Source organism: Hymenobacter cyanobacteriorum, from assembly GCF_022631375.1.
Classification (GTDB): domain Bacteria; phylum Bacteroidota; class Bacteroidia; order Cytophagales; family Hymenobacteraceae; genus Hymenobacter; species Hymenobacter cyanobacteriorum.
The window spans coordinates 154518-177823 of sequence record NZ_JALBGC010000001.1; the positions used below are offsets into that span (position 1 = coordinate 154518).

A 23306-nucleotide genomic window follows, 5' to 3' on the forward strand; every position below is an offset into this window, starting at 1 on the left:
TTCGACCTAATCCAACACCCCTTCCATGCCCGTTCTCGTTTTCGACCTCGACGACACCCTTTACCCTGAGCTGAGCTACGTGCACAGCGGCTTCCGGGCCGTGGCGGCCTTTCTGAGCCCGCTACTGAGTGTGCCGGCCGATGCGCTGGCCGCCGGAATGATTGCCGAGGAAGCCGCCCACGGCCGGGGCCAGGTATTCGACAATGTGCTACGCCAGCACGGCCGCTGGAGCAAGGCCTTGGTGGCGGCCAGCCTGCGCGCCTACCGCCAGCACCGACCCAAAATCAGCCTGTTTCCGGATGCCGAACGTGCCCTTGCTCGCTTCGCCGACTTACCGCTTTACATCGTAACCGACGGGCACAAGGAAGTGCAGGCCCGCAAAGTGACCGCGCTGAGCCTGTCCGGGCGGGTACGCCACGCCTACCTCACCAACCGTTACGGCCGCCATCGTGCCAAGCCTAATCCGCACGTTTTCCAGCTCATTTGCCAGCGCGAAGGCGTGAGCCCGGCCGAAGTGACGTACGTGGGCGACAATATCAAAAAGGATTTCGTGGGCATTAAGCCGCTGGGCTTTAACACGGTGCGGGTTGCGCGGGGCAACTACGCGCATTACATAGCCGATGAAGCGCACGAAGCCGCGCGAATTATTCAGTCGCTGGACGAATTGTAGCGCGGACTCTGCGAGTCCGCGCCTGGGCGAACGTTCTGCCAATGCGCGGACTCGCAGAGTCCACGCTACAGTACCTTTGCGCCTTCGCCTTCGCTTTGCTTTTCCATGACTGAAATCACCATTGGCGGCCGCCGGGTTGGCCCCGCCCACAAGCCGTTCATCATCGCCGAGATGTCGGGCAACCACAACCAGAGCCTAGAGCGTGCCCTGGCTTTGGTAGATGCCGCTGCTGCCACCGGCGTGGATGCGCTTAAGCTTCAAACCTATACCGCCGATACCATTACGATGGACACCGGCTTCGCGATTGACGAAGAAGGCCGCTCGCTGTGGGAAGGCAAAAACCTGTATCAGCTTTACCAGGAGGCACACACACCCTGGGAGTGGCACGCCGAGCTGTTTGCCCGGGCCCGGCAGCACGGCATGCTGGCCTTCAGCACGCCGTTTGATGAGACGGCGGTGGATTTTCTGGAGTCGCTGGACGTGCCGGCGTATAAAATTGCGTCGTTTGAGAATGCCCACTGGCCGCTGCTGCGCAAGGTGGCCGCCACGGGCAAGCCGGTCATTATCAGCACGGGCGCGGCTACGCTGGCCGAGATTGATGAGGCCGTGCGGGTGCTGCGCGCCGCCGGCTGCCGCGAGCTGGTGCTGCTGAAATGCACCAGCACCTACCCCGCAACGCCTGAAAACACCAACCTGCGCACCATACCGGTGCTGGCCGAAACCTTCAACTGCCCCATCGGCCTCAGCGACCACACCATGGGCATTGGCGCTAGCGTGGCCGCCGTGGCCCTCGGTGCGTGCGTTATCGAAAAGCACTTCACCCTGCTTCGTTCCGAGGGCGGCGTCGACTCGGCCTTTTCGATGGAGCCGCAGGAATTGAAAATGCTGGTGGAGGAAACCGAGCGCGCTCAATTGGCTCTCGGCACAGTGCAGCTCTGCATTCAGGCGGCTGAGGAGAAAAGCCGCATGTACAAGCGTAGCATTTACGTGGCTAAGCCCATCGCAGCGGGCGAAGCATTCACTACCGACAACCTGAAAATCATTCGCCCTGGCGACGGCCTCTGGCCCCGCCATTGGGAAACGGTACTGGGCCGCAAAGCGGTGAAGGACCTGAAGCCGGGCACCCCTCTTACCTGGAATTCGTTGTAATGCCGGGCTCGGAATTGCCCTTGATTCCGCGGCTGCGCGACATTCTGCAGTTGCGGTTCACCGATATTTTCGCGGCGCTGTCGCCGGCCGCACTGGCGGCTATTTCGCCAGCTAACCCGCTGAAGCGGCTGGCGCGGGTGCTGGGCTACGCCGGCCTGCGGCTGGTGGGCAACATCTTCCAGCCTATCAAAAACCGCGACGACCTGCGCGGGAAAGTGTGGCTGTACGTGGTGAGCGCCAACAACTACGACGCCCTGGCCTTCCTGGCCGAGGCGCGTACTGATGCCGTGCTGGTGGCCGGGCAGGCCAAGCACATCGGCCGCTACAACGCGGTAGTGAACCGGCTGTCTTTGCGGCGCAAGCTACTCTACTACTGGCGGTTTCCGGGGGCCTACCTGGGGCTACGGCGGCAGGTGGGCGGGCGGGCTACGCGGTTTTTTGACTTCATTTTTTACGCCATCGGTTATTATGAGGTGTACCGGCGAGCCCTGCGCCACTACCGGCCGCGGGCGGTGGTGTTTTCCAACGACCACAACGACGACACCCGCTCGCTGCTGCTGGCCTGTCGGGCCGAAGGCGTGCCCACGGCCTACGTGCAGCACGCCAGCGTGAGCACCAACTTCCCCCCGCTGGGCTTCGATTTGAGTTTGCTCGAAGGCCAGGATGCGCTAGATAAGTACCGGCAGTGCGGCCCCATTGCCGGCCGCGTGGCGCTGGTGGGCATGCCCAAAGCCGATGCCTACCTCGGCCGCCGCAACACCGCCCCGGCCGTGCGCCGCGTGGGCCTAGCTTGCAACATCCACGACCCGCTGCCGGCCCTCACCGAGACACTGGTGTACCTGACGCGCGAGTTGCCGGAGCTGACGTTCACCCTGCGCCCGCACCCCAGCGACGGGCGCGACTTCGGCCCGCTGCGGCAGCTGCTGCCGGGCTTGCAATGGTCGGATGCCCGGCAGGAAAACGTGTTCGACTTCCTGCTGCGGCAGGACGCCTTGGTCGCTGCCGACACCTCTACCCACCTCGAAGCCGTGATGCTGAACGTGGCCAGCCTCTACTTCCGCTTCGCCGCCAACCCACTCACGGACGACTACTACGGCTACGCCACCCGCGGCCTCGTGGAGCGAGCCGACACGCCCGCCGAGCTGGCCGAGGCGCTGCGCCGCTACGCCCACCACAAACCCGTCGACCTTTACCAGCGCGCCAATTACTACAACGCCACGCTGGGCACGCCCGACGAAGGCCACAGCCGCGAACGCACTGCCAGTGTGTTAAATGAATGGCTGAACGAGAATAAGCCAAACAACTGACATTCGATTACTTTTGATTTCATGTCAACTATTAGCTCCGCATCTTTATTGCCCGCCATCAATGCTGCTCCGGTGTTGGCCGATGCGCGGCTGCACTACGTGCTGCGTCACTTTGCACTAGCGTACGAGGCCGTGCCTGCAGGACTGATTGGTTACGCCGATACTCAACAATCCATTACGGTTGCGGATGCGGCGGCTGGTTTTTTTCAGGCTCAGGAGCCTTACCCGGCGGCTCCGAATTACCGGGAGTGGGCGGGCCAGCGAGTGCCTGTTTTCTTCGACGCTCAACCGGCTTTACCCTTGCTTGAGTTGGCGCCGGGCCGCTGCCGCATCAATGCGGACCTGATATCAGCCGCCTTCTACCTGCTCAGCGGCTGGCAGGAATATTATTCCGATTCCCGCGACCGACACGGGCGCTTCCCCTACGCAGCTAGTGTGCAGAAGCGCTACGGATTCGTGGCGTTGCCGGTGGTGAACTACTACTTCGACGTGTTGCGGGCAGCCGTAGAGTACGTAACCGGCCAACCGCTGCGGCCCCGTCGCTGGGCCGGCGGCGCACCTGTCGCCGCCTTCATCAGCCACGACATCGACAACCTGCGCAGTTCCTGGAAAGTGCCGGCCAAAGCCGACCTGAAAGCCGTCCGCCTCCTGCGCTTCGGCCGGCGGCTGTGGCGGCACCTGACGCAGCCCGATGCCTGGGACAACCTGGAAACCGTGGCCGCTACTGTCGCCAGCTACGGGGCACGCTCCACGTTCTTCATCCTGCCCGAGCACCGGCCCGGAGCCGACGGCACCCCAAATGCTGACTACCGAATTGACCGACCCTTGTGGCGGCGCTTCCTTCATTTGGCTTCGCAGGGGTTCGAACTGGCGTTGCACGGCAGCATCGGTACCGCCACGGACTTTGCCCGCCTTTCGTCGGAGCAAAGCGAAACGTTTGCCGAGCCTGCCTCCGGCATCCGCTTCCACTACCTGCGGTGGGAACCCCGCCAAACGCCAATGCAGTTAGAAGCGCTGGTTATGGCTGGCCTGCGCTACGATGCGGCCTTAGGCTTTGCCGAGCACTACGGCTTTCGGCATTCGTACTGTCACCCCTTCTATCCGTTCGATTTTACCCGAGGGCAGCCCCACTCCTTTCTTGAAATTCCGCTTCAGGTCATGGATGCTACCTTGCACCATCCGAACTACTTACAGCTACGGGCCGACGAAATTTTACCCGCGCTTCAGCCGATGTTGGCTGAGATTGAGAAGTTCGGCGGTGTAGCCAGCATCCTCTGGCACAACGACCATTTCGACCCGGCCAATATTCTCACGGGCCCGCGCCAGTTCGCCGAAATTATGGCCTATTTGCAGCAGCGCGGCGCGGCTTTTCTCACCGGAAGCCAGATTGTGGCCGACCTTTGCGGCGCGTAGCGCTTGCTTTCGCTTGCATCATTTCCAGCAGGCAGGCTGAAGCAACCTTTGCGCAATTACTCATTTACCAACTAACCGTTTGGGCATCGTTCAACGCCAGGGCATCCGCAACACCCTGATTTCCTACGTCGGCCTGGCCATCGGCTTTGCTAACACCATTCTGGTGCTGCCGCGCCTACTTTCGCCCGCCCAGATTGGCCTCACGGCCAGCGTGTTGCTGCCGCTGGCCACCATTGGGGCGCAGGTGGCTTCGTTTGGGTTTGCCAACATGGGCATCCGGTATTTTCCGTTTTTCCGGAACCAGGGGCGCAACCATGCAGGCTTCCTGCCGCTGTTGCTGGGGCCGCCGCTGCTGGGTTTTGTGGTGGTGGCGCTGGCGCTGCTGCTGAGTAAGCCGCTGCTGCTGCAATGGTACGCCAAAGGCGACGCGGCTTTGCTGGCACCGCACTACCTGGCAGCTATTGCGCTGGCAGGCTGCATCATGCTGGGCTCGTTGCAGGATGCTTACCTGCGGGCGCTTTACCACACGTCCTTTTCCTCATTCTGCCAGGAAATCCTGCTGCGCCTGATGCTCGTGGGCGCGGCCGTGGCTTATAGCCAGGGCGTTATCAGCTTCCACGGCTTCGTGCTGGCCTACGTGGGGGCATATGCAGTGGTGGCCGTGCTGCTGGCCATTTACCTGGCCGCCATCGGCGAGTTGCACCTGCGGCCCACGCGGGCCGCGCTGCGCATCAAGCCCTTGCGCGAGATGCTGGGTTTTGGGGGCTTCGTGCTGCTGAGCAACATTTCGGGCACAGTCCTGCTCAACATCGACAGTTTGATGGTGGGCACTAAAGTCAGCCTGGCGGCGGCCGGCATCTACCTCATTGCCACCAACGTGAGCACGGCCCTGGTCCTGCCCTTCCGGGCGCTCTACAAAACGGCTTACTCCCTCATTGCTGAATACTGGAAAGAGGGCAACATGGCCAGGATGGCCGACTTCTACCGCCGCAGCACCCGCATCAACACGCTGCTCGGCTGCTACCTGGCGCTGGGCATCGGCCTGAATCTTAACTTCATCTACGGCCTCATCCATCGGCCCGAATACGCGGTGGGCACCACGGCCGTGCTCCTGCTGCTGGCCGGCCGGCTGTTCGATGGCATCACTGGCGTCAATGGCATTATCGTGGCCACCTCGCCGCGCTACCGCTTCGATTTGGTTTTCAATATCTCACTCGCCGCCGCAGTAGTGGCCCTCAACTGGCTCCTGATTCCGCGCCTGGAACTGGCCGGCGCGGCGCTGGCCTACTGCATCGCGCTGGTTAGCATCAATACGGCCCGAACGTGGTTTGTGTGGCGCAAATACGGCATGCAGCCCTTCGATGGCAGCACCATCCGCATTCTGGCCGTGGCCGTCGGCGCTGGTTTCGTGGCCTGGGTGCTGCCCGATACCGGCAACGCTTTTCTTACGCTGCTCATGCGCGGCGGCGTGCTCACAGCGCTTTATGGCGCAGGCGTTTTGCTCACTGGCACCGCACCGGAAGCAATGGAGCTATGGACGAAGGTGCGCCGCCGTTGAGCTTGCCCCTTGCTCTGTGTATTCAGTTAAAAGTTAAAAGAGAGGAGTTAAAAATTAAACCCGTGGCTGGTTCAACTTTTAACTCCTCTCTTTTAACTTTTAACTCCATCTAGCAGCAGCTGCCGCTCACTGCCTCGCCCGCGGCCACGGCTACTGGCGAAGGGCCGCAGTCGAACAGGCCGAAGTGCTGGCTGGTATCACCCAGCACTTTGAAGTGGGGGGCGTAGCGGGTATCGGCCACCATGGCGGCAGTATTGCCGCACACGAGCATGGGACGGCCGGTTTCGAAGGTGTGATGGTCGTCGAGCACGAACTGGTGGGGCTGGCCGGGCACAGTGCCGAGGTAAGTAGCCACCTGGCCGTGGTCCTCGCACTTGTCTTCGATGTCGAGTTTGAAGGCGCGCACCGTGAGCGAATAGAAGCCGATATTGCCCACCTTGGCCTCAATCTCGGGATTGTTGATGGTGAGGCGACGGCTGCTCATCAGGCGGTAGTCGTTGATGCCCAAGCGCAGCAGCAGGCGGCGGAAGTCTTCGGTGTACATCGCGCCGCTCAGGCATTCGCCGTACAGTACGGGGTCCTGGCGCAGGGTTTCGGGCACGCGGCGGTCGGCAAATACGTCGGCGATGAACAGCTCGCCGCCGGGCTTCAGCACCCGAAAAATCTCGCGGTAGGTGGCTTCCTTATCGGTGCTCAGGTTGAGCACGCAATTGCTCACCACCAAGTCCACGCTGTTGTCGGCGATGTTGGCCGATTTCAGGTCTTCGATGTAGCCGTGGCGGAACTCCACGTTGGGCTTCGAATAGCCGAAGGTAACGGTGTGCGCGTCGATGTGGCGCCGGGCCACGTCAAGTTGCTCCTCGGTCATGTCAACGCCGATAACGTAGCCGTTTTCCCCCACCAGCTTCGAGAGCAGGTACGCATCGCGGCCCGAGCCGGAGCCCAAATCCAGCACCGTGATGCCTTCGATGGCTTCGGGAATGCACACGCCGCAGCCGTAGTATTTGTCGAGCACCTCGGGCTCCAACTGCGACAGAATGCGGCGGTGGGCCAGCGGAATATCATCGGTGCAGCAGGCGTTGGTGAGCAGGTCCTGGCTGGTTTGCAGCTGGTTGCCGTAGTAGTCCTGTACCTGGGCGCGGGTTTCGGGAGAAGCCATATGTAGTAGGGGAATTCGATAGTTGAGGCCGAAAATACGTTGCGTTGGGAACAACTGGTTTGGCGGCCCGAAGTTCTTTCATTAGCGCAAGCAGTAGCGCGGACTACAGAGTCCGCGCTACAGGCCTATGCGCCTACCAGCACCGGCTCCTCCCGCTTCCGCCGTTTCGGGGCCGGCCCGTTCTGGTTCATCTCGCGGTAGAAGAAGGCGAAGATGAGCGGGAAAATCAGCAGCGTGAGTACCGTGGCCGTTACCAGCCCGCCGATGACGACGATGGCCAGCGGTTTCTGCGTTTCGGAGCCGATGCCGGTGCTGAGGGCCGCCGGAAACAGGCCAATCATCGCCATAAGGGCCGTCATCACCACGGGGCGCACGCGGGAGGCCACGCCCAGGCGCAGGCTGTCGGCGAGGCTCATTTTCTTGCGCAGGTTTTCCTTGAACACGGTGATGAGCACGATGCCGTTCTGAATACATATCCCGAGCAAGGCGATGAAGCCAATGCCAGCCGAAATCGAGAAGTTCACGCCCGTGAGGTGCAGCGCCGCGATGCCGCCGATGAGGGCAAAGGGCACGTTGGCCAGCACCAGCGCGGCGTCTTTGCCGTTGCCGAAGGTGATGAATAACAGGATGAAGATGATGACCAGCGACACCGGCACTACCTGCGAAAGGCGCTTGGTCGCCCGCACCTGGTTCTCAAATTCGCCGGCCCACTCAATGCGGTATCCCTTGCCGAGCTTGATGGTCTGGTCCATTTTCTTCTGCGCCTCGGCGATGGTAGAGCCCATGTCGCGGTCGCGGATGGAGAACTTCACCGCGATAAAGCGCTGGCCGTTGTCGTGGTACACGAAGGCCGGGCCGTTGCTGGTGCCGATGTCGGCAATTTCCTTCAGCGCCACCTTGCTGCCGCGAATGGTGGGCACGCGCAGTTCGCCGATTTTGCCTTCGCTGTCGCGGTCCTGCTTGGGGTAGCGCACCGTCACGTCGAACTTGCGCTCGCCCTCGTAAATCTGAGTCGCAGCTTTGCCGCCCACGGCCATCTCCACTACCGTTTGGGCATCAGCCGTTTGCACCCCGTAGGCAGCCATGCGGGTCTGGTCGAGGCGCACGCTCATTTCGGGCTGGCCCAAGTTGCGCAGAATGCCGAGGTCCTTCACGCCGCGCACGCCGCCGAGCACCTTCATCACCTCGTTGGCCTTGCCGTCGAGTTCCTTCAGGTCATTGCCGAAAATCTTTACGGCCAGCGCCGCATTAATGCCCGCCACGGCCTCCTCCACGTTGTCGATGATGGGCTGCGAATAGTTGAAAATGATGCCGGGGTACTCCTTCAACTTCTTGTCCATCTCGTCAATCAGCTGCTCCTTGGTGATGTTACGCTTCCACTCCTCCTTGGGCTTGAGGTTGACCTGCGCCTGCACGTAGTAGATGCCCGAAGGGTCGGTGCCATCATTGGAGCGACCGGTCTGGCTCAGCACCGACGTTACTTCCGGAAACGAGCGCAGGATGCGGCGGTAGTTAGCTGCCATCTTGTTCGTTTCCGTCAAAGAAGATGACATGGGCAGCTTGGTTTCTACCCACAGCGCGCCCTCGTTCAGCTCCGGCAGAAACTCCGAACCCAGGAAATTGAACGAGTACAAGCCCGCCACCACCACGGCCATCGTCACGCCGAAGCTCAGCAGCTTGTGGCGGTAAGTGAAGCCGAAAGCACTCGTCACGATATTGTCAAAGAAGCTCACAATCGGGTTGTGCTTCTCCTTCACGTTCTTGTTCAGCAGCAGCGAGCACAGCACCGGCACCAGCGTGAGCGTCAGAATCAGCGCGCCCACCAGCGCAAAGCCCAGCGTGTAGGCTAGTGGACTGAACATCTTGCCCTCCACTTTCTCGAAGGCAAAAATCGGCAGCAAACAGGTCAGGATGATGAGCTTGGCGAAGAACACGGCCTTGCCCAGCTCGCCGCCGGTCTTGCGAATCAGCCCGAGCTTGGCCAGCTTGTTGAACTTCTCCATCCCCACCTTCTCGGCCTTGTGGTCGAGCACTACGAAAATGCCCTCCACCATCACCACCGCCCCATCGATGATGATGCCGAAGTCAATTGCGCCCATACTGAGCAGGTTGGCGCTCATGCCCTTCAGCCGCAGGCATACGAAGGCGAATAGCAGCGCCAGCGGCACCACCACGCCCACGATGAGCGTGGTGCGCCAGTCGGCCATAAATAGGAGCACAATGAGCGTCACCAGCACAATGCCCTCAATCAGGTTGTGAATCACGGTGTGCGTGCAGTGCTCCATCAGCACGTCGCGGTCGTAGAACGTCTTGAGGTAGACGCCGCTGGGCAGCACTTTCTCGTTGAGCTCCGCGATTTTGGCTTTCACGCGGCCCAGCACCTCGGCGGGGTTCTCGCCCTTGCGCATAATCACGATGCCCTCCACCACGTCGCCCTGGTCGTCGAGGCCGGCCTGGCCCACGCGCGGGGCGTTGCTTTCGGTCACGCGGGCTACGTTGCGCACCAGCACGGGCACGTTGTTGATGTCCTTGACGATGATGTTGCCGATATCCTCCGGCTTGGTTAGCAGGCCGATGCCGCGCACCACGTAGCTCTGCGAGTTCTTCTCAATCACGTCGCCGCCCACGTTCAGGTTCGATTTCTGCACGGCGTCGTACACCTCCAGCGGGGTCATGTCGTACTTGGCCAGCATCGCAGGGTTCACACTGATTTCGTACACCTTACGCGTGCCGCCGAAGGCCGCAATGTCGGCCACACCGGGCACCGATTTCAGCTGCCGCTCCACCGTCCAGTCCTGAATGGCGAGCAACTCATTGGTGGTGCGCGGGGTCCGGCTCTGCACCGTGTAGCGGAAAATCTCGCCCGTCGGCCCGTACGGCGGCTGCACGTGCGAGTCGCAGCCGGCCGGTAGGTTCACGCCGCTCAACAGGTTGTTCACCTGCTGCCGGGCGAAGAAGTCCTCCACGTTGTCCTCGAAGTTTATCTTGAGCACCGACAAGCCAAACATGCTGATGCTCCGCATGTTGCTTTTCATCTGCACCGAGTTCATGGCCACCTCAATTGGCGTGCTCACGAACCGCTCCACCTCTTCGGCCGAGCGGCCGGGCCAGAGGCTCACGATAATCATCTGGGTATTCGTAACGTCGGGAAACGCCTCGATGGGCGTGTGCAGGTAGCTGTAGCTGCCGCCCGCCACCAGCAGCGCCGTCATGAAAAAGATGAAGAAGCGGTTCTTCAGCGAGAAACCGACGATACCGGATATAAACTTATTCATGCAAGTGCGAGGTGAGAAGTTGGGCAGCGGTACCGGCGAAATGGCGTTGGGCCCGGCCGTAAAATGAGAATCTGGTGAAAAGTTGATGAGAAAACAATGAGTGTTTTATGAAGAGCCGGGCACGAAAAAGCCCGCTACCTGATGAGGCAGCGGGCTTTTCTGTAGCGTGGACTCTGCGAGTCCACGCTTGGCGGGAGTCATTCGGGCGGACGCGGACTCGCAGAGTCCACGCTACATTAATGCGCGGCCACCGGCTCCACGTAGCCTTTTTCGCCGGGCAGCGGCACGTACTTGGTGTGTTCCGCGCGGTAGAAGCGCTCGAACACCAGCGGGAACACGAAGAGCGTGAGGATGGTACCCGTTATCAGGCCACCAATTACTACGATGGCCAACGGCTTCGACGTCTCCGAGCCGATGCCCGTGGAGATGGCAGCCGGCATCAGGCCGATGGTGGCCATGAGGGCCGTCATCACTACGGGGCGCACCCGCGAAATCACCCCTTCGTTGATGCTGTGGTCGAGCGAGTGCTTTTTCACCAAGTTCTGCTTGAATACGGATATCAAAATCACGCCGTTCTGAATACAAATACCGAACAAGGCAATGAAGCCAATACCGGCCGAAATCGAGAAGTTGGTGTGCGTGATGAGTAGCGCCGCGATGCCGCCGATGATGGCGAACGGCACGTTGAGCAGCACCAGCCCGGCATCTTTCAGGTTGCCGAAGAGGATAAACAGGATGAAAAAGATAAGCCCCAGCGAAATGGGCACCACCTGCGAGAGGCGCTGCGTGGCGCGGCGCTGGTTCTCGAAGTCGCCGGTCCATTTCTGCTCGTAGCCGGTGGGCAGCTTCACGTGGCGGTTCACTTTTTCCTGGGCCTCGGCGATGGTCGAGCCCATGTCGCGGCCGCGAATACTGAACTTGACGGCGGCGAAGCGGCGGTTGTCGTCGCGGTAAATCAGGCTGGGGCCGGTGACGGAGCCGATGTTGGCGATTTCGGAAAGCGGAATGGTTTTGCCGCTCTGGGTGGGCACCATCAGGGCCGCAATTTCGGTGGGCGTCTGGCGGAACTGGGGCTCGTAGCGCACCCGAATGGGGAATTTGCGCTCGCCCTCATACAGTTGCGTGGCTTCCTTGCCGCCCACGGCCATTTCGAGCACCGAGTTGGCATCCGATTTATCCACGCCGTAGCTGGCCATGCGGCGCTCGTCGAGGTCGACGTGGAACTCGGGCTGGCCGATGTTGCGCAGCACGCCGAGGTCATCGATGCCCTTCACGGTTTTCAGCACCTCGTACACCTCGCGGGCCTTGGCCTCCAGCGTGGCCAGGTCGGTACCGTAGATTTTCACCGCAATCGAGCCCTTCACGCCCGAGGCGGCTTCTTCCACGTTGTCGGTGATGGGCTGCGAGAAGTTGAAATCGACACCCGTAAACTTGTCGAGCTTGGCCTTCATCCGCTCCACCAAATCTTCGCGGTAAGCCTTGGACTTCATCTTCTTCTCCACCTCGGGCGTGTGCTTGAGCTGCACCAGAAACTCGTTGTTGTAGAAGCCCGTGGGGTCGGTGCCGTCGTTGGGGCGGCCAGTCTGGCTCACTACGTCGCTCACCTCGGGGAAGCTCAGGAAGTCACGCCGCATCTGGTTGCACAGCTCGTTCGATGATTCCAGGCTGATGCTGAGCGGCAACTGCGCCCGTACGTAAATCGAGCCTTCGTTCAGCTCCGGCAGGAATTCCGAACCCAGAAACGAGAAGGAATACAGGCCCAGCGCCGTTACCACGAAGGCGATGATGAGCGTGGCCGTTTTGCGGGCGTAGGTGAAGCGAAAGAAGCGGTTGGCCCCGTTGTTCACGCCGCGCACGAAGAAGTTGTCCTTCTCCTTCACGTTCTTTTTCAGCAGGATGCTCACCAGCACCGGCACCAGCGTGAGGGTGAAAATCAGCGCACCCAGCAGGGCGAAGCCCAGCGTCCAGGCCAGCGGTGAGAACACCTTGCCCTCCACTTTCTCGAAGGAGAAAATGGGTAGCAACGCCGTGATAATAATGGCTTTGGCAAAGAAGATGGACTTGCCCATGTCGCGGCCCGACTTCTTGATGAGCCCCAGCTTGGAAAGCTTGTTGAACCGCTCCATGCCCAGCTCGTGCGCCTTGTGGTCGAGGGCCACGAACAGGCCTTCCACCATCACCACCGCGCCGTCGATGATGATACCGAAGTCGATGGCGCCCATGCTCAGCAGGTTGGCACTCATGCCGCGCAGCCGCAGGCAGATGAAGGCAAACAGCAGCGCCAGCGGGATAATCACCGACACAATCACCGTCGTCCGCCAGTCGGCCATGAACAGGAAGACAATGAGCGTGACCAGCACGATGCCTTCCATCAGGTTGTGAATCACCGTTTCCGTGGAAAAATCGATGAGCTGCTGGCGGTCGTAGAAGGTTTTCATCTTCACGTCGGGCGGCAGGATTTTCGAGTTCAGCTCGGCCACTTTATCGTGCAGGCGGGCAATAACTTCCGAGGGGTTTTCGCCCTTGCGCATCACCACAATGCCTTCCAGCTTGTCGTCCTCAAACCCGCGGCCGACCTGGCCCAAACGCGGCAGGGCGCTTTCAGTCACTTTGGCCACGTCGCGCACCAGAATGGGCACGCCGTTCACATTCTTAATCACCGTGTTGGTGATGTCGGAGATGTTGTTCAGCAGGCCGATGCCGCGCACCACGTAGTTCTGCTGGCCCTGGTTTATCACGTCGCCGCCCACGTTGATGTTGGAACGCTGCACGGCATTGTACAGGTCGAGCGGCGTGAGGCCGAAATCCTGCAGCTTGCCGGGGTTCACCGCAATTTCGTAGTCCTTCACCTCGCCGCCGAAGCTGTTCACGTCGGCCACGCCGGGCACGGCCTTCAGGTTACGCTCAATTACCCAGTCCTGCAGGGTTTTGAGCTCGCGCACGGTTTTGGTTTTGCTTTCCAACGTGTAGCGGTAGATTTCGCCGGTGGGGCCGTAGGGCGGCTGCACGTCGGGCGTGATGCCATCGGGCAGGTCCACCTCACGCAGCAGGTTGTTCACCTGCGGGCGGGCAAAGGCGTCGTCCACGCCATCGTCAAAAATCACCTTCACCACCGACAGCCCAAACAGCGTGGTGCTGCGTACCGAAGCCTTTTTCTGCACTGGGTTCAGGGCAATTTCGATGGGCACGGTCACGAACTTCTCCATCTCCTCGGCCGAGCGGCCGGGCCACTGCGTGATGATGGTAATTTCGGTGTTCGTCACGTCCGGAAACGCCTCGATGGGCGTGTTCCGGTAGCTCACCACGCCCATCACCACTACCACCAGGGTCATGAGGAAGATGAAGCCCTTGTTCTTGAGCGAAAAGGCGATAATGCCTTGAATGAACTTGTTCATTTTCAGTTTCTAACAGTGAAGAAACGGTGAATTATGGGCAGAATTAAAAGGCAGTATCGACCCGGAGCAAGGCGAAAATGCCATTGCCCGAAGTCAATCCCCGCCTTGTCGATTTAGTCGTTCAGCTCGTCGTACACCAGCAGCTGGTCTTTGGCAATGACCACATCGCCGGGCTTCAGGCCCGAGGTCACGTAGCTGTAGTCGCCTACCGTTTTGCTGATGGTGACGGGCCGGGTTTCGACGTGGGTGCGGTCTCGGTACACCATCACGAAGTTGCGGTCCTTATCAAACACCACCGATTTGGCGGGCACGGCCAGGGCCTTCGCCCCTTCCGTGTTCTCGACGCGCACCTGGGCGTACATCTCCGGCTTGAGCAGGTAGCCGGGGTTCTCCAGGCGCACGCGGACCTTCATCACCTTGCTGTCGGGGTCCAGTACGTTGAACACCTTGTCGATTTTGCCTCGGAAATGCTTGTCCGGGTAGCTCAGCGTGGTTACGTCGGCCGAGTAGCCTTCCTTCACTTTCGAAATGTCCGACTCGAACACGTTGGCCATAATCCAGACATCGTCCAGGTCGCTCACCGTGAACAGGTTGCCCACGTTGTCGTTGTTGAACTGCTCGTGGTCCGTTGCATTCTTTTCCGTGATAAAGCCCGAAATGGGCGCCCGCAGCGTGTACATGCCATCGGCCCCAATGCCGTAGACGCTGAGCTGCTTCACGTTCTTGCCCACGGTGCCACGGGCTTTGGTCACTTCGGCGCGAGCCAGTACCACGTCGCGCTCGGAGTTTAGGCCGGCTTTGAACATATCCTCGGCCACGGCCAGGTTCTTGCGGGCAATGTCGAGGTCGGAGCTGGCGGCGGTGGTCTGGTTCTGCACGTCGGCAATCTCGCCCGATTTGATGACGGCCAGCACCTGGCCCTTGGTCACCTTGTCGCCGAGCTGCACCTTCAGCTGCTCCACCACGCCGCCCACCAGCGGGTATACTTTCACGGTTTTGTCGCCGTCGGTGGCGATTTCGCCGGTCAGCACCAGCTCGTCCTGCACCGGGCGCAGGCGCACGGTATCCAGCACAATCTGCGACATCATCGTGTCGGACAGGCGAAAGCCCTCCTTCTTTTCTTCTTTAACTTCGGGTTTGGAGCAGCCAACCAAGGTTACGGCGGTCAGCAATGCCAGAAAGGAGCGGTTCATTGTAGTGAGCTGTTAGCCATCAGCTGATAGCTGTTAGCGTTTGATGATTGATAGAAGTTTTTGGGATGATAAGCTAATAGCTAACAGCTAGAAGCTAACGGCTTAACAAGCTATTGGTCGGCGCGGAACACCTGCTTGCCCACGGCAAAATTCAGTTGCTCGAAGGCCCGCACGCGGTTGGCCCGCAAAGTATTCAGCTGCACAAGGTTGTTCTTGTAGGACTCGAAAAAGTCGAGGTATTCCACCACGCTCAGGATGCGCTTGGCGTAGCTCTGCTCGATGCCCACCATCAGCCGGGCAAACGGGGCCGTGTCGCGGTCGGTGTTCTGGAACAACTCGTCGTTGCGCGCCGCCAGCTGGTAAGCCTGATGTACCTCATTCTGTACCACCAACTGCTGCTGGTCCACCAACAGCTGGCTGCCGGCAATCTGAGCTTTGGCCGCCTGAATGTTGCCCTGGTTGCGGTTGAAGATGGGCACGGCCATGCCCAGCGTCAGGGCATTGTAGTTGTTGATGTAGGAACCGGCTTTGTCGTAGGTGTAGCCCACGGCCAGGTCGGGCACGGCCAGCTTCTGCTGCAGCTTCAGGTTCAGGTTTTGCTGCTGCAGGGTGGCGCGACGGGCGTTGAGGTCGGTGCGGCGCACCAATGCTGTATCAATCAGGGCCTGCTCGGAGTAGCCGTTCAGCGTGAGGTCGCGGGTGCGGCCCAGGTCGGCCACGGGCACATACTGGCTGCCAGTGGCATCGCGCAGCAGCACGTGCAGGTCCGTCTGGTCCGAAGCCACGTCGTTCAGCAGGTTCTGCCGCTCGCTTTGCAGCGTGAACAGGAAGGCCCGCAGGCGAATCACCTCTTTCAGCGCAATGTTGCCCTTCTCAAACTGCGTCTGGTACAGGCCCACCGTGCGCGTCAGCGACGAAATTTCCGTGGCATAGGCGGTAAGCGTGCGCTGCTTGAAATACAGGTCGTAGAAAGTGGTGCGCAGCTGGTAGCGCAGGTTGCGCAGCAAGTCCTGCAGATTGTACTGCTCCACCACCGCGCCCTGTTGGGCGGCCAGGCCGGCAGCCTTGCGGCGGCCCGCCAACGAAAACAGCTGTTGCACCGTCACGATGGCCTCGCTGCCGACCGTGCCTTCGGGTACCGTGGGCCGGCTGATGCGGCGGCGCAGCACATCTTGCTCCACATACAGCGAGGGGTTGTCAATCAGACGGGCCTGCACGGCCTGGGCCTGGGCCACCGTCACATTGTACTGCTGGGCCAGCACGGCCAGGTTATTCTGAAAGAACTGCTGCTCGGCCTGCGGCAGCGTGAGGCGGAGCGTATCGGCCGTAGCCACGGGCAGGGTAGTTGCGGGGGCCGGGCTGGTGGCGGGGCTTGCTACCTGGGCCTGGGCACTGGTGGCCGCCAGGGCCAGCACCAGCAAAAGGACGTTGCGGAACATGGGTCAGTTGGATTACCCGACAAAGGTTGGCGGCCTTCCGTGAGGATAAAATGAACCTGAAATTCATGCGTTGAAGTCGGGTTTTTCCTCGGCCAACGGGCTGGTTTACCAAGTGGCTGGCGCAAGCCGGGTGGGCTCCGGCCCTGCCACAGCGGTCGAATCAGCCGTTTCAGGCATTGTTTGCCGCATCGAGTCGAGGCGGGCCACCGCCAGCAGCGTCCTGGTTGGCGCGGGCCGTTGGGCTGGGCCGGCCAGCGCGCTCAGCACCAGCAGCGCCACCACCGCTACTGCCGCTGTTGCCAGCACCAGCACCCAATAGGGCCTCGCCAGTTCGGCGGCCCACGCCGCGTGTGGAGCCTTCACCGCCCCCCGCCGCCGGAAACCCGGCCAGCGAGGCAGGTCGGCCGGCAGCCATTTATAAATCTGATTTTTGGCAGTGGCCAGCTCTTCGCTCAGGCGCAGGGCAGTGAGATGCTGCCGCCTGGCATATTGCGCCAGCACAGCCGTCACCACGGCCGCCGCCAGCCGCAGCAGCGTAACGGCCGAATCGGGACGGAGCCCGGCATAGAGGCTCATCAACGCGTCCAGCCCCGGCCGGCTTTCGCCAAACAGGTGGCTCAGCCAGTTTTCGCCGGCATCCAACGCCGCGCTGTGGTTGGGGCCGCCGCCCAGCAATGCCAGCACTTCCGTCAGGTTCCGGCTTTCCCGAATCACGGGCCAGTCGTCCTTCATTATCGGCGCAAGCAGGGCGCGCCCCTCCCCTTCGCCGGCCCGAATCAGCAGCTGACACAACACCATGGGTACCATTCCTTTCAGGGCTTTACCGACTGCTTTTTCGCGCTCCCCCAGCCGGGCGGCCAAATGCCGCACCAGTTCTCGGGAAAATGCCTGCCGAATGGCCTGTAAGCAGTTTTTCATGGCGGTAGTACCAGAACACCAGACTGTTTAAACTGCACAATCAGGCGTCAATGATACAAAACTGCGCCCTATCGAACAATTAATTCCTGAAAAACGACAAATCAAGTTCCCATCCGGTCGAATCAGGTATTCCAGCCCTCGAACTAGGGCAGTATCCATGATGATGCTTTCGAAGCATAGTCCGCGTCTTCTTACTCGTCTTCGTAATCCAGCCCCAGGCAGCTGTTCAGGGCTTGGCGGATTTCGCTGGCGGCGTGCTGCTGGCCGGCTTTTTTGGCCACCAATAGGCCTTTGCGGTACACCTGCTCGGCTTCGTCTTTGCGGCCGAATTCTTCCAGCAACTTGCCGGCGTGGTAGTAAGTACCCACGTAATCAGCGTGTTCATTCAGCAGGTTTTGATAAAATTCCCAGGCGCGCTCGGGCTCCTGGGCACGGTATTCGGTAGCCAGCGCATAAATGGTGAAGGCGTCGGTGGGGTCGTCGGCGTAAAAGGCCAGGAGTTGCTGCAATCGGGTGGCGGGAGTGTTCATTCGGCGGGGAGATTTGTTTACCTTTGGGGCAAAATTGCGGCTTTTTCGCGGCCCGGCCTGAAACCGCTGTTTTTTGTCAAAACCCGTACGCTTTTCGAAGGTTGTTATGCATGCAGCCTTTTTTCTCCGATTTCGCCACCTTATTCCCGCCTAGATGAAGTTTCTGGTTTGCATTTCCAACGTGCCCGACACGACCACCAAAATTGCCTTTACGCCCGATAACAAGGAGTTCAACAAGGCCGGGGTGCAGTTCGTGATTAACCCCTGGGACGAATACGCCCTCACCCGCGCCATCGAGCTGAAGGAAGCCGCCGGCAGCGGCACCGTGACGGTACTAAACGTGGGCCAGGCCGACACCGAGCCCAACATACGCAAGGCCCTGGCCATTGGCGCCGACGACGCCATCCGCGTCGATGCCGTGCCGCAGGACGCCTACTTCGTGGCCGAGCAGATTGCCGCCATCGCCAAGGAAGGTGCCTACGACGTGATTCTGATGGGCAAGGAAAGCATTGACTACAACGGTTTTCAGGTGCACGGCATGGTGGGCGAAATGCTCGGCATCCCGACCGTGGCCCCGGCCATGAAGCTGGACATGAGCGGCAACACCGCCACCCTGGAGCGCGAGATTGAAGGCGGCAAGGAGATTGTGAGCGTGAATACGCCCTTCGTGGCCTCGTGCCAGCAGCCCATGTGCGAGCCCCGCATCCCCAACATGCGCGGCATCATGACGGCCCGCACCAAGCCCCTGAAAGTAGTGCCCGCCGTGGGCGAGCCCGCCCGCACCACCGTGGCCGAGTACGCGCTGCCCCCCAAGAAGCAGGGCGTGAAGCTCATCGACGCGGAAAACGCTGGCGAGCTCATCAAGCTGCTCCGCAACGAAGCCAAAGTCATCTAAAGGGAGTTAAGAGTTAAAAGTTATGAGTTAAGAATTGGCTACTGGTCAATTCTGATTCTTCAACTGGCAACTCTTAATTCATAACTTTTAACTCTTAACTGAAAGAAATGTCTGTATTAGTTGTAGTTGAATGCGCCGACGGCGAAGTAAAAAAGTCGTCGCTAGAAGTGGCCTCCTACGGGGCTGATGTGGCCGCCATGCTGGGCACCACCGCCACGGCCATCGCCGTGGGCGAAGCCAACGAGGCCAACCTGGCCAAGCTGGGCGAGCAGGGCATCACGAAAGTGCTGTACGATGCCGAGCCCCGCCTCAAGGATTTCGTGAACAACGCCTATACCAAGCTCATCGCCACGGCGGCCGAGCAGGAAAGCGCGAAGATTATTGTGCTGGCCAACAGCAACATCGGCGCGGCCGTGGGCTCGCGTCTGTCGGTACGCCTGAAGACCAGCCTCGCTACCAACGTGGTGGAGTTGCCCAAAATCAGCGGCGACCAGTTCACGGTGAAGCGCGGTGCGTTCTCGGGCAAGGCGTTTTCGGACGTAGTGCTGAGCGGCGACCGCAAAATCATCGCCGTGAAGAAAAACTCGACCGAAGCCAAGCACGAAGCCGGCAAAACGGCCGAAGTGGCCAGCTTCTCGGCCCAGCTCGGCGATGCCGACTTCGCCGATGCGCCCAAGCAGGTGGTGATGCAGGACCAAGCCGGCGGCATTCTGCTGCCCGAGGCCGACCGCGTGGTATCGGGTGGCCGCGGCATGAAGGGCCCCGAGAACTGGGGCCTGATTGAGGACCTGGCGAAGGCCTTGGGCGCGGCTACGGCCTGCTCGAAGCCGGTGTCGGACGTGGACTGGCGCCCCCACCACGAGCACGTGGGTCAGACGGGCATCACCGTATCGCCGAACCTGTACATTGCCTGCGGCATTTCGGGGGCTATCCAGCACCTGGCCGGCGTGAACAGCTCGAAGGTGATTGTGGTCATCAACAAAGACCCCGAGGCTCCCTTCTTTAAAGCGGCCGATTATGGCATCGTGGGCGACGTTTTTGACGTACTGCCCAAGCTGACGGCCGCCGTGAAGGCGCTGAACTAACCAAAAAAGCCCCGCCCCGGCGGGCGAGTTGGGGACCCAGGCGGTCGGCTTTCCTCGGGAAGCTACCGGCTGGGTCCCTAATCTTTTTGGGGCTATCTTGGTTTCAGCAGCAGTTTCGGGCGGCAGATGCCCGGACTTTTCTTTATTTGCACGTCCATCCCGATGGACCACCCCAGGCGGGCCTTTCCCGGGCCTGCTCTTCCCCTCCCCCGACACCTAGCACCTCGTATTACCTTGAAAAAAATCCAGCTTGAAATCCTGGGCCTGTCGTCCAGCCAGTCGCAGTCTGGCTCCTTCGCGCTGATTCTGGGCGAGAAGGGCGGCAACCGCCGCCTGCCCATTATCATTGGCATGTTCGAAGCGCAAAGCATTGCTATTCAAATTGAAAAAATCAGCCCAAACCGACCCCTCACCCACGACCTGTTCAAATCGTTTGCCGAACACGTGCACGTGGTGATTCTGGAAGTCGTGATTTCGGACTTGAAGGAAGGCGTGTTCTACTCGCGCATCGTGTGCTCGGATGGCGCGACGACCTTCGACATCGACGCCCGCCCTTCCGATGCCATTGCCATCGGCCTGCGCTTCGGCGTGCCCATCTACACCGTGGAAAGCGTGCTGAGTGAAGCCGGCATTATTCTATCCGACCTTGACGAAGCAGAAAGCGACGCCGAGGACGATGACGACGAGGATGACGACGACGCCGAAACCGAATCGCCCCGCGCCACGCGGGCTCAGCCAGAGCCCCGCGAGCCCAGCGGCCAGGTACCAGTGGAAGAGTTGACCAAAATGCTGGCCCAGGCCCTCGACAAAGAGGACTACGAAAAAGCCGCCAAAATCCGCGACGAACTCAACAAGCGCAACGGCTGATTTTGAAGTTAAAAGCAAAAAGTGAAGAGTTAAAAGGGCTTGTCCCGATTGGCTCTTCACTTTTTGCTTTTCGCGCTTTTCACTTTTAACTCTCAATTTTTAACTCCTTCATGGACGACTCCTTGAAATACCCCATCGGTCGGCCGCAGCTACCGAGCGAACCGCTAAGCAGCGCCGAGCGCACCACACTCATCCAACAAATTGCCGAACTACCAGCCCAGCTTACCGCCGTCGCAAAGGCCGTGGGCGGCGTAGGCTTGGAGCAACCCTACCGCCCCGGTGGCTGGAACGGCCGGCAAGTCATTCATCACGTGGCCGACTCGCACATGAATGCCTACGTGCGCTTCCGGCTGGCCCTGACGGAGGACAACCCTACCATCAAGCCTTATGAGGAAAGCGCCTGGGCCGAGTTGCCCGATGTGGCCGCGACGCCCATCACCGTGTCGCTGACGCTGCTGGAGGCGCTGCATACCCGCTGGGTGAACCTGCTGCATCACCTTACCGATGCGCAGTGGCAGCGCACCTTCTTCCATCCTGGCAACCAGCGCAACTCCACGCTGGAGCAGACGCTGGCGCTGTATGCGTGGCATGGGCGGCACCATCTGGGGCATTTGAAGCTACTGCTGCCGAAGGAATAAAACTTGGCAGAATAAAATAGAACGTCATGCTGAGCGCAGTCGAAGCATCTCTACCGCCATACCAATTAAGATTAGTATGGCGGTAGAGATGCTTCGACTGCGCTCAGCATGACGTTCTGCGTATAAGCTATATGCCTCCTTTAAATGCCGCCGCCCGATTCGCTGCCTTCGGCAAAAGCGGCCATGCCGCCTTCGGTTTCTTCGTCGATGCGCTTGGCGGCACGGACGAGGCTGCTGCTGAAGATAAAGTCTTTGAGCTCGGGAACTTCGGCGTTCAGGATTTCATCCTTGGTGCCGTCCCAGAGTTTTTTGCCCTGGTGGAGGAAGATGATGTGCTCGCCGATTTCGATGACCGAGTTCATGTCGTGCGTCACGATGACGGTGGTGATGCCGTATTCGTGGGTGATTTCGTGAATCAGCTCGTCGATTTTGATGCTGGTGAGCGGGTCGAGGCCCGAGTTGGGCTCGTCGCAGAACAGATAAGTACACTGCGGAGCGATGGCGCGGGCAATGCCGACACGCTTTTTCATGCCGCCTGATATTTCGGCGGGCATCTTTTTACCGGCGTTTTCAAGGCCCACGCGCTTGAGGCAGAATTCGACTCGCTCGCGGCGCTCCTCCACGCTCATTTCGGGCGTCAGCATCTGGAGCGGAAATTCCACGTTCTGGGCCACGGTCATGGAGTCAAACAGGGCGGAGCCCTGGAACAGCATACCAATTTTGCGGCGGATTTCCTGCCGGATGTCGATTTTACTGTTCGTATAAACGGTACCGTCGAAGGTGATGGAGCCCATGTCGGGCTTCATCAGGCCCACAATGCACTGCAGCAGCACGCTTTTGCCGGTGCCCGAGCCGCCGAGCAGCAGGTTGCACTTGCCGGTTTCGAACACGCACGAAATGCCCTTGAGCACCTGCGTGCCGTTGAACGACTTCTCGATATTGGATACTTCAATCATATTTTTAGCTGTTAGCTAACAGCTGGTAGCTATTAGCTTTTTCAAGTCAAAAGTTGAGCAGCTAACAGCTAACGGCTATTAGCTAAAAGCTTACAACAGCAGCGCCGCCAGGGCGAAGTCGGCGATGAGGATGGCGATGATGGAGTTGGTTACGGCGCCGGTGCTGGCCGCACCTACTTCGAGTGCGCCGCCGGTGGTGAAGTAGCCTTTGAAGGCCGAGATGCCCGACACGAGGAAAGCGAAAACTACCGCTTTGATGAGGGCGAAAACGATGTTGTAGGGGATGAAATCGGTGCGGATGCCTTCGATGTAGTCCTGAGCCGTCATCACGCCGGTGAGGGTGCCAGCCAAGTAGCCGCCCAGAATGGAGAGCAACATGGCCAGAATTACCAGCATCGGGAACATGAGGAGGGCGGCCAGAATGCGGGGCAGCACGAGGTAGGACGTGGAGTTGATGCCCATAACTTCAAGGGCCGAAATCTGCTCGGTGATACGCATGGTGCCCAGGCCGCCAGCGATGCTGGAACCCACCTTGCCGGCCAGCACGATGCTGGTGATGGTGGGCGCAAGCTCGAGAATGGTCATTTCGCGCACCATGTAGCCGATGGTGGACTGCGGAATGAGCGGGTTGGTGAGGTTATAGGCAATCTGGACGCAGGTAACGGCCCCAATGAAGGCCGACACGATGGAGACGATGACAATGGAGTCGACGCCGATGAGGATGGCTTCGTCGATGGTGCGGTTCCAGAGGACGCTGAGCCGCTCGGTGCGCGTGACCATGCCGCGCAGAAAGAGAACGAACGAGCCGAAAGTGGTGAGCATAGAGTAAGGTTGGGAAATAAAAACCGAAGTTTGGGGC

The 23306-nt window shown here is 60.2% G+C and carries 18 protein-coding genes; 9 read left to right on the forward strand and 9 right to left on the reverse strand.

Annotated features, from left to right (window positions below):
• Window positions 1–25: 25 nt before the first annotated feature.
• The 5 genes from MON38_RS00715 (at window position 26) to MON38_RS00735 (ending at window position 6097) form a co-directional block, all read left to right on the forward strand.
• Window positions 26–670 (forward strand): HAD family hydrolase, encoded by a 645-nt coding sequence (locus MON38_RS00715; RefSeq protein WP_241934214.1) that lies wholly within the window; start codon window positions 26–28, stop codon window positions 668–670.
• Between the two features lie 105 nt (window positions 671–775).
• Window positions 776–1819, forward strand: a complete 1044-nt coding sequence (gene pseI, locus MON38_RS00720; RefSeq protein WP_241934215.1) for a pseudaminic acid synthase — start codon at window positions 776–778, stop codon at window positions 1817–1819.
• Window positions 1820–1833: 14 nt separating this feature from the next.
• Window positions 1834–3126, forward strand: a complete 1293-nt coding sequence (locus MON38_RS00725; RefSeq protein WP_241934216.1) for a glycosyltransferase family protein — start codon at window positions 1834–1836, stop codon at window positions 3124–3126.
• Between the two features lie 21 nt (window positions 3127–3147).
• On the forward strand, window positions 3148–4539 hold the full coding sequence (locus tag MON38_RS00730) for a DUF7033 domain-containing protein (RefSeq protein WP_241934217.1): 1392 nt from the start codon (window positions 3148–3150) through the stop codon (window positions 4537–4539).
• 79 nt (window positions 4540–4618) lie between these two features.
• Window positions 4619–6097 (forward strand): oligosaccharide flippase family protein, encoded by a 1479-nt coding sequence (locus MON38_RS00735; RefSeq protein ID WP_241934218.1) that lies wholly within the window; start codon window positions 4619–4621, stop codon window positions 6095–6097.
• A gap of 109 nt (window positions 6098–6206) precedes the next feature.
• On the opposite strand, the gene MON38_RS00740 is transcribed toward MON38_RS00735, so the two are convergent.
• The 7 genes from MON38_RS00740 to MON38_RS00770 form a co-directional block, all read right to left on the reverse strand.
• Entirely contained in the window at window positions 6207–7256 is a 1050-nt protein-coding gene (locus tag MON38_RS00740; RefSeq protein ID WP_241934219.1) for a methyltransferase domain-containing protein, read from the reverse strand.
• A gap of 125 nt (window positions 7257–7381) precedes the next feature.
• The gene (locus tag MON38_RS00745; protein WP_241934220.1) at window positions 7382–10531 is read right to left on the reverse strand and encodes an efflux RND transporter permease subunit; all 3150 of its coding nucleotides are present in this window, start codon (window positions 10529–10531) and stop codon (window positions 7382–7384) included.
• 236 nt (window positions 10532–10767) lie between these two features.
• Entirely contained in the window at window positions 10768–13926 is a 3159-nt protein-coding gene (locus tag MON38_RS00750; RefSeq protein ID WP_241934221.1) for an efflux RND transporter permease subunit, read from the reverse strand.
• 113 nt (window positions 13927–14039) lie between these two features.
• Entirely contained in the window at window positions 14040–15119 is a 1080-nt protein-coding gene (locus MON38_RS00755) for an efflux RND transporter periplasmic adaptor subunit (protein ID WP_241934222.1), read from the reverse strand.
• 110 nt (window positions 15120–15229) lie between these two features.
• Window positions 15230–16558: a TolC family protein gene (locus MON38_RS00760; protein WP_241934223.1), complete on the reverse strand. Its 1329-nt coding sequence runs from the start codon at window positions 16556–16558 to the stop codon at window positions 15230–15232.
• 105 nt (window positions 16559–16663) lie between these two features.
• Window positions 16664–17476 (reverse strand): DUF937 domain-containing protein, encoded by an 813-nt coding sequence (locus MON38_RS00765; RefSeq protein WP_241934224.1) that lies wholly within the window; start codon window positions 17474–17476, stop codon window positions 16664–16666.
• Window positions 17477–17667: 191 nt separating this feature from the next.
• On the reverse strand, window positions 17668–18006 hold the full coding sequence (locus tag MON38_RS00770) for a tetratricopeptide repeat protein (protein WP_241934225.1): 339 nt from the start codon (window positions 18004–18006) through the stop codon (window positions 17668–17670).
• 154 nt (window positions 18007–18160) lie between these two features.
• Between MON38_RS00770 and MON38_RS00775 the strand changes: the two genes are divergently transcribed.
• From MON38_RS00775 to MON38_RS00790, 4 genes are all read left to right on the forward strand, one after another.
• Entirely contained in the window at window positions 18161–18901 is a 741-nt protein-coding gene (locus tag MON38_RS00775; protein ID WP_241934226.1) for an electron transfer flavoprotein subunit beta/FixA family protein, read from the forward strand.
• A gap of 107 nt (window positions 18902–19008) precedes the next feature.
• On the forward strand, window positions 19009–19986 hold the full coding sequence (locus MON38_RS00780; RefSeq protein ID WP_241934227.1) for an electron transfer flavoprotein subunit alpha/FixB family protein: 978 nt from the start codon (window positions 19009–19011) through the stop codon (window positions 19984–19986).
• Window positions 19987–20220: 234 nt separating this feature from the next.
• The gene (locus tag MON38_RS00785) at window positions 20221–20853 is read left to right on the forward strand and encodes a bifunctional nuclease family protein (RefSeq protein WP_241934228.1); all 633 of its coding nucleotides are present in this window, start codon (window positions 20221–20223) and stop codon (window positions 20851–20853) included.
• 110 nt (window positions 20854–20963) lie between these two features.
• Complete coding sequence (locus tag MON38_RS00790; RefSeq protein ID WP_241934229.1) at window positions 20964–21491, forward strand: YfiT family bacillithiol transferase; 528 nt, start codon at window positions 20964–20966, stop codon at window positions 21489–21491.
• 140 nt (window positions 21492–21631) lie between these two features.
• On the opposite strand, the gene MON38_RS00795 is transcribed toward MON38_RS00790, so the two are convergent.
• Together MON38_RS00795 and MON38_RS00800 are read right to left on the reverse strand one after the other, a co-directional pair.
• The gene (locus MON38_RS00795) at window positions 21632–22447 is read right to left on the reverse strand and encodes an ABC transporter ATP-binding protein (protein ID WP_241934230.1); all 816 of its coding nucleotides are present in this window, start codon (window positions 22445–22447) and stop codon (window positions 21632–21634) included.
• Window positions 22448–22537: 90 nt separating this feature from the next.
• Window positions 22538–23269 carry an MlaE family ABC transporter permease gene (locus tag MON38_RS00800; RefSeq protein WP_241934231.1) on the reverse strand — a complete coding sequence of 244 codons (732 nt, stop codon included), beginning with the start codon at window positions 23267–23269 and terminating at the stop codon, window positions 22538–22540.
• Window positions 23270–23306 lie beyond the last annotated feature (37 nt).